Source organism: Aureimonas ureilytica DSM 18598 = NBRC 106430, assembly GCF_000382705.1.
GTDB lineage: Bacteria > Pseudomonadota > Alphaproteobacteria > Rhizobiales > Rhizobiaceae > Aureimonas > Aureimonas ureilytica.
In genome coordinates this window covers 169,445-182,534 of record NZ_ARQE01000009.1, presented here as the reverse complement: position 1 = coordinate 182,534, position 13,090 = coordinate 169,445, and the positions used below count along the sequence as shown (strand labels likewise).

The 13,090-nt window shown below is 67.0% G+C and carries 11 protein-coding genes; 7 read left to right on the top strand and 4 right to left on the bottom strand.

All coding sequences use genetic code 11. The features are described from left to right. Nucleotides 1–48: 48 nt before the first annotated feature. Entirely contained in the window at nt 49–186 is a 138-nt protein-coding gene (locus tag B146_RS29130) for a hypothetical protein (RefSeq protein ID WP_019997934.1), read from the bottom strand. A gap of 251 nt (nt 187–437) precedes the next feature. Between B146_RS29130 and B146_RS26630 the strand changes: the two genes are divergently transcribed. The 5 genes from B146_RS26630 (at nt 438) to B146_RS0118310 (ending at nt 6,450) form a co-directional block, all read left to right on the top strand. Further along, nucleotides 438–722 (top strand): helix-turn-helix domain-containing protein, encoded by a 285-nt coding sequence (locus B146_RS26630; protein ID WP_081631033.1) that lies wholly within the window; start codon nt 438–440, stop codon nt 720–722. 142 nt (nt 723–864) lie between these two features. Beyond that, a complete protein-coding gene (gene carB / locus B146_RS0118325; RefSeq protein ID WP_019997932.1) occupies nt 865–4,296 on the top strand; it encodes a carbamoyl-phosphate synthase large subunit in 3,432 nt (1,143 codons plus the stop codon). 152 nt (nt 4,297–4,448) lie between these two features. Further along, a complete protein-coding gene (greA, locus tag B146_RS0118320) occupies nt 4,449–4,922 on the top strand; it encodes a transcription elongation factor GreA (protein ID WP_019997931.1) in 474 nt (157 codons plus the stop codon). Nucleotides 4,923–4,933: 11 nt separating this feature from the next. Next, nucleotides 4,934–5,380, top strand: a complete 447-nt coding sequence (locus B146_RS0118315; RefSeq protein WP_019997930.1) for an HD domain-containing protein — start codon at nt 4,934–4,936, stop codon at nt 5,378–5,380. Then, entirely contained in the window at nt 5,377–6,450 is a 1,074-nt protein-coding gene (locus B146_RS0118310; RefSeq protein ID WP_019997929.1) for a glycosyltransferase family 4 protein, read from the top strand. The genes B146_RS0118315 and B146_RS0118310 overlap by 4 nt, the downstream gene beginning before the upstream one ends. On the opposite strand, the gene B146_RS26625 is transcribed toward B146_RS0118310, so the two are convergent. The 3 genes from B146_RS26625 to B146_RS0118295 all read right to left on the bottom strand — a co-directional run bounded on the left by B146_RS26625 (nt 6,447) and on the right by B146_RS0118295 (nt 10,716). Then, a complete protein-coding gene (locus B146_RS26625; RefSeq protein ID WP_019997928.1) occupies nt 6,447–7,229 on the bottom strand; it encodes a glycosyltransferase family 25 protein in 783 nt (260 codons plus the stop codon). The two genes, B146_RS0118310 and B146_RS26625, sit on opposite strands and share 4 nt — an antisense overlap. Then, nucleotides 7,229–8,626, bottom strand: coding sequence for a TrkH family potassium uptake protein (locus tag B146_RS0118300; RefSeq protein ID WP_026358726.1), 1,398 nt, complete (start codon nt 8,624–8,626; stop codon nt 7,229–7,231). The genes B146_RS26625 and B146_RS0118300 overlap by 1 nt, the downstream gene beginning before the upstream one ends. A gap of 284 nt (nt 8,627–8,910) precedes the next feature. Continuing rightward, nucleotides 8,911–10,716 (bottom strand): ABC transporter ATP-binding protein, encoded by a 1,806-nt coding sequence (locus B146_RS0118295; protein ID WP_019997926.1) that lies wholly within the window; start codon nt 10,714–10,716, stop codon nt 8,911–8,913. Nucleotides 10,717–11,142: 426 nt separating this feature from the next. Here B146_RS0118295 and trxB point away from each other — a divergent pair, with 426 nt between their 5' ends. Both trxB and B146_RS0118285 read left to right on the top strand, forming a co-directional pair. Further along, the gene (gene trxB / locus B146_RS0118290) at nt 11,143–12,120 is read left to right on the top strand and encodes a thioredoxin-disulfide reductase (RefSeq protein ID WP_026358725.1); all 978 of its coding nucleotides are present in this window, start codon (nt 11,143–11,145) and stop codon (nt 12,118–12,120) included. Between the two features lie 33 nt (nt 12,121–12,153). Continuing rightward, nucleotides 12,154–13,050 (top strand): LysR family transcriptional regulator, encoded by an 897-nt coding sequence (locus tag B146_RS0118285; RefSeq protein WP_019997924.1) that lies wholly within the window; start codon nt 12,154–12,156, stop codon nt 13,048–13,050. Nucleotides 13,051–13,090: the final 40 nt, after the last annotated feature.

Here is a 13,090-nt window from a genome sequence, read left to right as displayed (position 1 = left end):
GGCGCCTTCAGCTTTTCTCCCCCCTGCAATCCGCAGAACGGCGCTCGGTCATGCCAGATGAAGCATCCTGAACAGCCGGCGCACGGCGTTGCGGAAACCGCAGCTGAACGTGGCGTGGCGGTGGAGATCGTCGCGATTGCGGTCCGCTCCGCAGGTCGAGCGGCTGACGATCAGATCGGCAAGCATGGCACTTTCCCTTTCTCGCTTGGCTTGGTGAGGCAACAGCTCGAAACTTCGGGTCTCGTGCTGTCCACCTCTATAACTGCGCACATTGTGCGCCTCGACAAGAGGGTCAGAAGCGCACGAAGTGCATTTATTTATTGCGGGGAGAAGGGCATTTGCTACGACGCCGTAGCGGAGCGGACCGAAGTCTGCGCCCTATGAATTAAGCGAAGCTGACTCCGGCTTAGAGCCGGAGCGAAGGAGCGACCAGGGGAATGACGCCAGCCATGGATTCGGAAGGGTTTCGTCAGTGGCGCCGGGACATGGGTCTGAAGCAGAAAGATGCCGCCGACCGGCTGGGCCTCAAGAAGCGCGTCATTCAATATTACGAGAAGGGCGATCGCGACGGGAAGCGGGTCGACATCCCGCGCACGGTGGAACTCGCCTGTTTCGCCCTGTCGCTCGGCTGCGAGCGCTATGACGGGCGCCGTCTGCCGCGCTCGGCCGCCGACCTTCTCGATCCGCCGCCGCTGGCTTCGCACGAGCCCAAGGGGGAATGAATCGGCGCAAAGCGCGGTTTCACCCTTTCGCCGCGCGGCACGATTGCCTATAACCCGGCCTTAGCCTTGAATTTCCTTGTAGACGCACCCCGGCCGCTTGCGGCGCGGGGTGTCTGCGCACGATCGAACAGACGGATTTGCCATGCCCAAGCGCCAAGATATCAAAACCATCCTGATCGTCGGCGCTGGCCCCATCATCATCGGGCAGGCCTGCGAGTTCGATTATTCCGGCACGCAGGCCTGCAAGGCCCTGCGCGAGGAAGGCTACCGGATCGTCCTCGTCAATTCCAACCCGGCGACGATCATGACCGATCCCGATCTCGCCGACGCCACCTATATCGAGCCGATCACGCCGGAAGTCGTCGCCAAGATCATCGCCAAGGAGCGCCCCGACGCGATCCTGCCGACGATGGGCGGCCAGACCGCGTTGAACACCGCGCTGTCGCTGAAGCGCATGGGCGTTCTCGACAAGTACAATGTCGAGATGATCGGCGCCGACGCGACCGCCATCGACAAGGCCGAGGACCGCGCCCTCTTCCGCGAGGCCATGGCCAAGATCGGGCTGGAAACACCCAAGAGCTATCTGGCCAATGCCACCGAGGCCAAGCAGGCCGACCGCCTGATCCATGAGGAGAAGCGCGCCGCGCTGATCCGCGAAACCGCCGATGGACCCGAGCGCGACGACGCCCTGCAGGCGCTCGAGAACGAATGGAACCTCGGCGAGACCGAGCGCAAGCAGCGCTACATGGCGCGCGCCATGGGCGCGGCCGCCGAAGCGCTGGAGCATGTCGGCCTGCCCGCCATCATCCGCCCCTCCTTCACCATGGGCGGCACGGGCGGCGGCATCGCCTACAACCGCTCGGAATTCTTCGAGATCATCGAGGGCGGCCTCGACGCCTCGCCCACCACCGAAGTCCTGATCGAGGAATCGGTCCTCGGCTGGAAGGAATACGAGATGGAAGTCGTGCGCGACCGCGCCGACAACTGCATCATCGTCTGCTCCATCGAGAACGTCGATCCGATGGGCGTCCACACGGGCGATTCGATCACCGTCGCGCCGGCCCTCACGCTGACCGACAAGGAATACCAGGTCATGCGCAACGCCTCGATCGCGGTGCTGCGCGAGATCGGCGTCGAGACCGGCGGCTCCAACGTCCAGTTCGCCGTGAACCCCGAGAACGGCCGCCTCGTCGTCATCGAGATGAACCCGCGCGTCTCGCGCTCGTCCGCGCTGGCGTCGAAGGCCACCGGCTTCCCGATCGCCAAGATCGCGGCCAAGCTCGCGGTCGGCTACACGCTGGACGAGCTGAAGAACGACATCACGGGCGGCGCGACGCCGGCCTCGTTCGAGCCGACGATCGACTATGTCGTCACCAAGATCCCGCGCTTCGCCTTCGAGAAGTTCCCCGGCGCCTCGCCCGTCCTCACCACGGCCATGAAGTCGGTCGGCGAGGTCATGGCGATCGGCCGCACCTTCGAGGAATCGCTGCAGAAGGCGCTTCGCGGCCTCGAGACCGGCCTCGACGGGCTCGACGAGATCGAGATCCCGGGTCTGGGCGAAGGCGACGACAAGAACGCCATCCGCGCCGCCCTCGGCGTGCCGACGCCCGATCGCCTGCGCATGGTCGCCCAGGCCCTGCGCGAAGGCGCGACCAAGGAGCAGGTGCATCGCTCCTCCAAGATCGATCCCTGGTTCATCGACCGCTTCAAGGCGATCATCGACCTGGAAGCCCGCATTAGGGAACACGGCCTGCCGGAGGACGTCGACAATCTGCGCTTCCTGAAGTCCGTCGGCTTTTCCGACGCGCGCCTCGCCAAGCTGTCCGGCCAGTCCGAGGCCGAGGTGAAGGCATTGCGCGAGCGGCTCGACGTTCACCCCGTCTTCAAGCGCATTGATACCTGCGCCGCCGAGTTCGCCTCGCCGACTCCCTACATGTACTCGACCTACGAGCGGCCCTTCGCGGGCGAAGTGCGCTCGGAAGCCGGCGTGTCCGACCGCAAGAAGGTCGTCATCCTCGGCGGCGGACCGAACCGCATCGGCCAGGGCATCGAGTTCGACTATTGCTGCTGCCACGCCGCCTTCGCGCTGCGGGACGCCGGCCTCGAAGCCATCATGATCAACTGCAATCCCGAGACGGTCTCGACCGACTACGACACGTCGGACCGCCTCTACTTCGAGCCGCTGACGGCCGAGGACGTGCTCGAAATCCTGCGCGTCGAGAAGTCGCGAGGAACGCTCCACGGCGTCATCGTGCAGTTCGGCGGCCAGACCCCGCTAAAGCTCGCAGAGGCCCTCGAAGAAGCCGGCATTCCGATTCTGGGCACGAGCCCTGACGCGATCGATCTCGCCGAGGACCGTGACCGCTTCCAGAAGCTCCTCCACGACCTGAACCTGCGCCAGCCCAACAACGGCATCGCGCGCTCGGTCGAGGAAGCGCGCACCATCGTCGAGCGCATCGGCTATCCCGTCGTCATCCGCCCGTCCTACGTGCTTGGCGGCCGCGCGATGGAGATCGTGCGCGGCGACACGCAGTTCGAGCGCTACATGAAGGAAGCGGTCGTCGTCTCCGGCAAGTCGCCGGTGCTGATCGACAGCTACCTCTCGGACGCCACGGAGGTCGACGTCGACTGTCTCTGCGACGGCACCGACACGTTCGTCGCCGGCATCATGGAGCATATCGAGGAGGCCGGCATCCATTCGGGCGACTCGGCCTGCTCGCTGCCCGTCCACTCGCTGTCGCGGGAGATCACCGACGAGCTGGAGCGCCAAACGCGCGAGATGGCGCTGGCCCTGAAGGTCGGCGGTCTCATGAACGTGCAGTTCGCCATCAAGGACGGCGACATCTACGTCCTCGAAGTGAACCCGCGCGCCTCGCGCACCGTGCCCTTCGTCGCCAAGACGGTGGGATCGCCGATCGCCAAGATCGCCGCGCGCATCATGTCGGGCGAGACGCTGGACGCGGCCTTCGCGGCCTATGGCGGCAAGCCGGACGTGAAGAACTTGCAACACATCGCGGTCAAGGAAGCGGTCTTCCCCTTCGCGCGCTTCCCCGGCGTCGACACGCTGCTCGGCCCCGAGATGCGCTCGACGGGCGAGGTCATGGGCCTCGACCGCGGCTATGCGCTGGCCTTCGCCAAGTCCCAGCTCGGCGCCTCCGTCGATCTGCCGCGCGAGGGGACGATGTTCGTGTCCGTGCGCGACGGCGACAAGCAGAAGATGCTGCCGACCGTGCGCCGCATGGCCGAGCTCGGCTTCCGCATCTCGGCGACCGAGGGCACGCAGCGCTTCCTCGCCGAGCACGGTATCGAGTCGGAAAAGGTGAACAAGGTGCTCGAAGGGCGTCCGCATATCGAGGACGCGATTCGCAATCGTCAGGTGCAGATCGTCCTGAACACGACCGAGGGCGCCAAGGCGCTGTCGGACTCGCGTTCGCTGCGCCGCGCGACCCTGATGCACAAGGTCCCCTACTTCACCACGCTCGCAGGGATGGAAGCGGCGGCCCAGGCCATTGCGGCGCTAAAGGCCGGCAATCTTGAAGTGCGCTCGCTTCAGTCCTATTTTCAAGCCGCTTGAGTTCGCGACGGGCGCATAGGTCTGTCCAACCATGAATGATCGGTCGGCTGGTTTCCTCACGGAAGCCGGCCGGCTTTTTACTTCCGGCAGGGGCCGGACGAAGCAAGACGGCCGGCCGCGAGCCGGGCGTCGGGAAAGCAAGGGTAGAGGGCATGGAAAAAGTGCCGATGACTGTCAGCGGGTTCGAAGCGCTCAAGGAAGAGCTTCGCCGCCGTCAGCAGGAAGAACGCCCCCGGATCATCACCGCGATTTCGGAAGCGCGCGCCCATGGCGACCTGTCCGAAAACGCCGAATATCATTCGGCCAAGGAGGCGCAGAGCCTCAACGAGGGCCGGATCGGCGAGCTGGAGGATCTGACCGCGCGTGCCGAGGTCATCGACGTTTCCAAGCTGTCGGGCGACCGCATCAAGTTCGGCGCGACCGTGAAGCTCGTGGACGAGGACACCGAGGAAGAGAAGGTGTACCAGATCGTCGGCGATGCCGAGGCCGACGTGAAGCAGGGCCGCATCTCCATCTCCTCGCCCATCGCCCGCGCCCTGATCGGCAAGAGCGAGGGGGACACGGTCGAGGTCGCCGCGCCCGGTGGCGCCCGCTCCTACGAAATCATCGAACTGCGCTGGGTCTAACGCTTTCATTCATGCCTTCTTCTGCACTCGATAAGGCCGAGGCGATCGCCTCGGCCGCCCATGAAGGTCAGCTCGACAAGCGCGGGCGGCCCTTTCTGGCTCATTTGCGCCGCGTGGCCGGCTGCGTCTGCGGCGAAGACGAGCGCGTCGTCGCCCTTCTCCACGACGTCGTCGAAAAGGGTCCCGGCTGGACGCTCGAAGCCCTCGCCGCCAAGGGCTTCTCGCCCGAAGTGGTGGAAGCCGTCGATGCCCTCACCCGCCGCGAGGGCGAAAGCGACGAGGAGTTCGTCGCCCGCGCCGTGGCCGTGCCGCTCGCCCGCGCGGTGAAGCGCGCCGATCTCAAGGACAATCTGGAAAGCGCCCGGCAGTTCATGTCCGGCCCCGACGCCGAAGAGCGCGTCGCCCGCTACGAGGCGGAACTGCGCGAACTCGACGCCGCGATCCAGGCGGCGGCGTGAGCCAGACCTCGCATCCCGGCGGCGACGTTCGCCGGGTTCAGGTCATCGCGCCCAATTTCAAGCGCCGCCTCTCGGGCGTGACCTCGACCATCGTCCAGCTCGTTCCCGAACAGGCGCGCACGCTTCCGATCCGGGCCCTCGGGCCCGGCCTCCCCGCCCATCTGCCCAAGCTCCGCTGGCGCGATCTGCCCGCGCTCTGGCGCCGGCCGGAAGGCCGCCCCTTTCGCATCTGGCACGCGCGCCGCAATGTCGAGATGCTGCCCGGCATTCTCCTGCGCGACGTCCTGCGCATGCCGCTCCGCCTCGTCTTCACCTCCGCCTCGCAGCGCCGGCACACGGCCTATACGCGCTGGCTGATCGCGCGCATGGACGCGGTGATCGCGACGAGCACGCGCACCGGGACCTATCTCACCGTTCCCCACTCAACGATCACGCACGGCATCGACCAGTCGCGCTTTCGCCCGCCCGGGAGCCGGCAGGCGGCGCGCGCGGCGCTCGGCCTCGGGCCGGACAAGCGCACAATCGGCTGCTTCGGCCGCGTGCGGCATCAGAAGGGCACCGATCTCTTCGTCGATGCCATGATCGCCCTCCTGCCCCGTTTCCCCGGCTGGCAGGCCGTGATCGCCGGCCGCGCGACGGCCGAGCACCAGGGCTATGAGACGGAGCTGCGGGCGCGCGTCGAGGCGGCGGGCCTCGCCTCTCGCATCCTCTTCGTCGGCGAGCATCGCGACATCGAGCGCTGGTATCAGGCGCTCGATCTCTTCGTCGCGCCGCAGCGCTGGGAAGGCTTCGGCCTGACGCCGCTGGAGGCCATGTCCTCGGCCGTGCCCGTGGTCGCCGCCGATGTCGGCGTCTTCTCGGATGTCGTCACCCCTGACACCGGCGCGATCGTGCCCCCCGGCGATCTCACGGCCATCATCGAAGCCTGCGAGCGCTGGATGGCGGACGATGCCGCGCGCGAAGCCGCCTCGCACGCCGCGCTCGCCAAGGCCCGCGCCGAGTTTCCGCTCGCCCGCGAGGCCGAGGCGATCAACGCCGTCTACGAGCGTCTCTGGCGCGAGGCGCGTTAGCGGAAATCCTCGTCGCGCAGTTCGGTCCGCCGATAGGTCGCGGGGCCCAGGCGGCAGAGATGATGGCCGGCGAGCCGAAGCTGCGTCGCGATCCGCCGCCAGCGGAACGGCAGCGTGTCGAGCCGCAGCGGCAAGCGCCCGCGCGGCGCCTGGATCGAGGTCGCCGCATCGATCGGCGCGCCGCCACTCCGCCGCTCCCAGAGATGAGCCTGAATGGCGAGCGCCGGCTCGGCCTGCCAGGTCTCCAAGCCGGGCAGCCCGTGCAGGAACGCATCCACCGGCGCCGCCCCCCGCTCGGCGCGATCGAGTAGCTTTCGCGCCCCGGCCGGCCAGAGGAGATAGGCCGCCGAGCCCGACTTGTCGCGATAAACGCGGCGCACCGAAAGCCCGTCCCCGAGCGCCACCGCCTCACGCGCCACGAAGCGCCGCCGCTCGAAGCTCTCCAGATTGAGGAACTCCGCCCGGTTGAAAGCGACGAGAACGGGCAGCGCTGACGGAAGCTGGCGCGACAGGATCGCATCATCCTCCAGAACCAGGACCGGCTCCGTCCCGCCGGCGATCTCGCGCCAGAGCCCGTGATGCGACAGGAAGCAGCCGAGTTCGGGCAGCGTCAGCGGCCGCTCCCAGCGCCCGTTCAGCCGGGCGGCGAGCGAGGCGCCGATCTCCCCCGCCTCGACGGCCCGCACCCGCTCCAGCGCGAGGCCGAGCTTTGCGCCCTGCGCTTCCATGAAGGCGCGGCGCGGCACGGCGCGGTCGAGATTGATGAAGACCGCGCGCATCAGTCCCTCCAGAAGCTCGGCGACAGGAGCACGAGCACGGTGACGAGTTCGAGGCGGCCGATCAGCATCAGGAAGGACAGGATCCAGAGCGCGGGCGCCGACAGGAAGGAGAAATTGCCGGCCGGCCCGATCAACTGCCCGAAGCCCGGCCCGACATTGCCGACCGCCGTCAGCGAGGCGGAAAAGGCGGTGAGAAGGTCGAGCCCGCAGATCGACAGCGCGGTGGTGCCGACGAGCAGCGACAGGAAGAACAGGAAGATGAAGATCGTCACGCTCTGCAGCGTTTCGAGCGAGATGTCGTCATGCCCGTATTTCAGCCGCTGCACCGAATGGGGCCGGATGACCCGCCGGAAATTGGCGCGCACCAGGGCATAGAGGATGATGATGCGGTTGACCTTGATGCCGCCCGATGTCGAGCCCGAGCATCCGCCGATGAACATGGCGAGAAAGAAAAGGCCGATCGCGGCGTTCGACCAGAGCGTGAAATCCTCCGATACGAAGCCGGTCGTGGTGATCACGGACACGATGTTGAAGGAGGACGAAACCAGCGCTTCCCGGACCGACACGCCGTTGATGAAGACCCGCGTCGTTGCCAGCACCAGGGTCAGAACGAGGCAGAGGATCAGGAAGAGGATCACCTGCGGGTCGCGCCAGCGCTGAAAGCGGCGCGGCAGGAAGAGGCGGATGTAGAGGACGAAAGGCAGCGCCCCGAGGATCATGAAGACGGTGGCGACGAGAAGGATCGGCTCGGACTGGAAGAAGCCGAGCGATTCGTCATGCGTGGCGAAGCCGCCGGTCGCGAGCGTCGACATGGCATGGTTCACGGCGTCGAAGAGCGACATGCCGAAGACGTAGTAGAGAATGGCGCAGAGCAGCGTCAGCGAGAGATAGACGGCGAAAATGCCGGCCGAAAGCTGGCTGACGCGCGGCAGGAGCTTGCCCGAGCGATCCGAGCTTTCCAGATGGAACAGCGCCATGCCGCCGACCCGCAGCGACGGGAAGATCAGGAGCGCCATGCCGATGATCCCGATGCCGCCGATGAAGTTGAGGAGCGAGCGCCACAGGAGAAGCCCGCGCGGCAGGGCGTCGAGGCCCGAGATGGTGGTCGCGCCCGTCGTCGTCAGACCCGACACCGATTCGAACACGGCCGCAGCCAACCCGTTCGTCGGCAGCGCGAAATAGATCGGCACGGCGCCGATGAGGCTCCCGGCGACCCAGATCGTGGTGACGAGCAGAAAGCCGAGGCGCGGGCTCGGGCGAAACGGCTCGCCGCGTGTCGCGACGGCGATCAGCGTGCAGATTGCCGCGATGACCACGGCCGAGACGACGAAGACGATCCAGTCCCGGTTCCCGTCGAGCGCGTCCACGAAGGCGGGCAGCAGCATGCTGCCGGACAGGACCAGCCCGAAGATCGCGGCGACATGGGCGATGGTCCTGAAGATGGCGGGTCCCCTCACGGCTTCACGGGCGCCCGCCGCCTCCCCTCGCCGGCCGCCCGATGAGAACGCTTCTAGAGCATTTCCAGCAAAAGCCGAACCGGCTTTCGCTGCCGGACAAGGCGACGAGCATGAATCTGAAGCCCGACGGGAAGCCGGTCAACAAAGCGGGCGGGCATCCCCCTCGGAGGATGTCCGCCCGCATCTCGTTCGGACCAGGAGCCCGTCCAGGAGCGAGCCCCCGCCTAGCTCGCGTCGCGCAGCATCGGCGTTTCGCCCTGGCGCTCGGCCAGCTTGCGATAGACGCCGCCGGGCAGGCGCATCAGCGCCTCGTGCGGGCCTTCCTCGACGATCCGCCCGCGCTCGAAGACGAGGATGCGGTCGAGCGCGCGAACCGTCGACAGGCGGTGCGCGATGACCAGTGCGGTGCGCCCCACCATCAGCCGCTCCATGGCCTCCTGGATCAGCCGCTCCGATTCGGAATCCAGCGCCGAGGTCGCCTCGTCGAGGATCAGGATCGGCGCATCGGCCAGGAAGGCGCGGGCCAGCGCCACGCGTTGCCGTTCGCCGCCCGAGAGCTTCACGCCCCGCTCGCCCACCATCGTCTCGTAGCCCTGCGGCAGGCGTTCGATGAACTCGGCCGCATGGGCGAGTTCCGCCGCGCGCTCGATCTCGGCGCGGCTCGCCTCCGGCCGGCCATAGGCGATGTTGTCGCGCAGGGTCCGGTGAAACAGGATCGATTCCTGCGGCACGATCGCGATCTGCCGACGAAGCGATTCCTGCGTGACCGCGGCGACGCTCTGGCCGTCGATGCGGATTTCGCCGCCCGAGACCTCGTGCAGGCGCTGCACGAGCTTGACGAAGGTCGTCTTGCCCGAGCCGGAATGGCCGACGAGACCGACCCGCTCGCCGGCCCGGATCGTGACATCCAGCCCGTCATAGAGCGGCGTCCCATGCGCGGCGTAGTGGAAGCGGACGCGGTCGAAGCGGATTTCGCCGCCCGACACCGCAAGGGGCTTCGCCCCCGGCGCATCCTCGATCTGCACGCGCACGTCGTGCAGATCGACCAGCTCCTCCATCTCGTTGACGGCCTTCTGCAGGTTGTTCACGTGCATGCCGACCTCGCGCAGATAGCCGTGCATGACGAAATAGGTCGTCAGCACATAGGTGAGGTCGCCCGCTCCCGCCCGGCCCTGCCACCAGAGCACCAGCGCAAGACCCGCGATCGCCACGCGCACGACCCAGAGCACCAGCGCCTGCGCCGTGCCCGACCACGTGTGCCGCATCCAGGTGCGATGCGTGTCGTGGGCCCAGTCGCCGAGCGCTTCGGCGAGGCGCACGTCCTCGCGCCGTTCGGCGCCGAAGGCCTTCACCACGGCGTTGCAGGCGAGCGCGTCGGCCAGAACGCCGCCGACGCGCGTATCCTTGCGGTTCGACACGCGCGAGGCGGGCGCGATGAAGCGCACCGACAGGAGCACGGTCATCGTGACATAGGCGACCGCGCCGAGGCCCATGACGAGACCCATGACCGGCCATTGAACGGCGAGCAGCGTCACCGTGCCGACCAGCACGACGACGGACGGCAGAAGCGCCAGAAGCAGCGTGTCGTGCAGAAGGTCGAGCGCCCACATGCCGCGCGTGATCTGGCGCACCACAGAGCCGGAAAAGCTGTTGGCGTGCCAGTCGGTCGAGAAGCGCTGGACCCGCGCGAAGGCGGCCTCCGACACGCGGCGCATGATGCGCAGCGTCATCGGCACCACCGCCGCCCAGGCCAGATGCCGGCAGACGAGGAACACGAGGCCGAGCGCGCCCATGGCGCCGAGCGCCCAGAGCCCCTCGGCCAATGCCGCTTCGCGCCCGATATCGCGCGAAGCGACGGCATCCACCAGCCGGCCGGCGAAATAGGGAACGAAGACGTCCGCGAGCGTCGCCGTGGTGATGGCGAGCGCGATGGTCCAGACAAGACGGCGCTCGCCGCCCCAGTTGCGAAAGGTGAAACGAAGAACGGTGCGGATCGCGTCGCCGCGATCGCGTTCGGGGGAAACAGTCATGGCGTTCCGGCGCGCCGATGGCCGCGCCGTCTCCTCGAAAACCACGCCGAAGCGGGGATCAGATCAGGGGAAGCGTCGGGTCCGCGACGGACACAACACGGAGAAGCTGCCGAAGGCGGGAATCAGACCCGAGACGTGGCAGAAGCCGGGCGAAGCGTCGAAGGATGACGACGGGCCCCAGCCGGGGAAACGAACATGTGCTTGGTCATGAGGCCTCCCCTTTCCAGTGTTGAAAGCAGTCTCAGCGTAGCGAGACCTTTTGCCGCCGTCCAGTCCAGTGCAGGAAACCGGTGGAGCTGTGGCGATCGGGCAACTCTTTCGGTTGTCGGACCTGCCATGCTCCCGTATTGAACTAGGGGATGGCCGGTCCCATGTCCGGCCGGTCCGGCCTTGCCGGTTTCCACTTACGGGTTTGCGGGTTTTGTCATGTCCGAGCGTTTTGCCGAAGTTCTCGTGATCGGTTCCGGTCCGGCCGGCTATACGGCGGCGATCTACGCCGCGCGCGCCATGATGAAGCCGCTTCTCGTCGCCGGCCTTCAGGAAGGCGGCCAGCTCACCATCACCTCCGACGTCGAGAACTATCCGGGCTATCGCGATCCGATCGCCGGCCCGTTCCTGATGGAAGAAATGAAGGCGCAGGCGCTGAATGTCGGCGCCGAGATGGCGTCCGACCTCATCGTCGAGGCCGACCTGTCCGTGCGCCCCTTCCGTTTCCGGGGCGACAGCGGCACGACCTATACGGCCAACGCCGTGATCATCGCGACCGGCGCGCAGGCGCGCTGGCTCGGTCTCGAATCCGAAGCCGCCTTCCAGGGTTTCGGCGTCTCGGCCTGCGCCACCTGCGACGGGTTCTTCTATCGCGGCAAGGATGTCGTGGTGGTCGGCGGCGGCAACACGGCGGTCGAGGAAGCGCTCTACCTCTCGCATATCGCGAAATCCGTGACCGTGGTTCACCGCCGCTCGGAATTCCGCGCCGAGCGCATCATGCAGAATCGCCTCTTCGCCAAGGACAATGTCCGGGTGATCTGGAACAGCGAAGTCGCCGAAATCACCGGCGAGACCAAGCCGATGAAGTCGGTGACGGGCGTCACGCTGCGCAATCGCGAGACCGGCGAGACGCAGACGCTCGCCGCGCATGGCGTCTTCGTCGCCATCGGCCACGCGCCGGCGACCGAGGTCTTCGGCGACCAGCTGCGCCAGAAGGACGGCGGCTATCTCTGGGTGGAGCCCGGCACGACCAAGACCTCCGTCGAGGGCGTGTTCGCGGCCGGCGATGTCGCCGACGATGTCTACCGGCAGGCGGTGACGGCGGCCGGGCTCGGCTGCATGGCGGCGCTCGAGGCCGAACGCTGGCTGGCGGCCCAGGCGCTGGACGCGCAGGCCGCGCGGCAAGCGGCCGAGTAAGACGAAGAGTTCAAGGGGGGATAGGGTCGTATCATGGCGCTCGACTGGGACAAGCTGCGCATTTTCCACGCAGCCGCCGAAGCCGGGTCCTTTACCCATGCGGCCAATGCGCTGAATCTCAGCCAGTCCGCCATCTCGCGACAGGTGGCGGCGCTGGAGCAGGAAATCGGCTCCCCCCTCTTCCATCGCCATGCGCGCGGCCTCGTCCTGTCCGAGCCGGGCGAGCTCCTGTACCAGACCGCCAGCGACGTGCTGAAGCGTCTCGAAAACGTCCGGATGCAGCTCACCGAAACGCGGGAGAAGCCGACCGGCAAGCTGCGCGTGACGACGACGGTGGGTCTGGGCTCAGGCTGGCTGACCCAGCGCGCGCAGGAATTTCTCGAACTCTATCCCGATGTCGAATTGCAGCTCGTCTTCGACAACGAGGAGATCGACCTCACCATGCGCAAGGCGGACGCGGCCATTCGCCTGCGCCAGCCGCAGCAGCCGGACCTGATCCAGCGCCGCCTCTTCACCGTGCATCTGCACGTCTATGCCGCGCCCGGCTATCTCGCGCGCTACGGCACGCCCGAGACGACAGAGGATCTCGACCGGCATCGCATCATCACCTTCGGCGAGCCGGCGCCCAACTATCTGCGCAATCTGAACGCGCTGGAAACCGCCGGCCTGCCGGAAGGCCAGGTCCGCCCGGCAATCCTTCAGATCAACAATCTGATGGCGATGAAGTCGGCCATCGAGCGCGGCATCGGTCTGGCGCTCCTGCCGGACTACATGATCGACAAGGACACCAAGCTCGTGCAGGTCCTGCCCGATCTCGATCTCGCGTCCTTCGACACCTATTTCTGCTATCCCGAGCAGCTCCGCGACGCGGCGAAACTGAAGGTTTTCCGTGATTTCCTGATTGGCAAAGCGCGCACTTGGTCCTACTAGAGGGGGCGGCGGCACGCGGCTCGCCCTCCTCTCCCTTTCG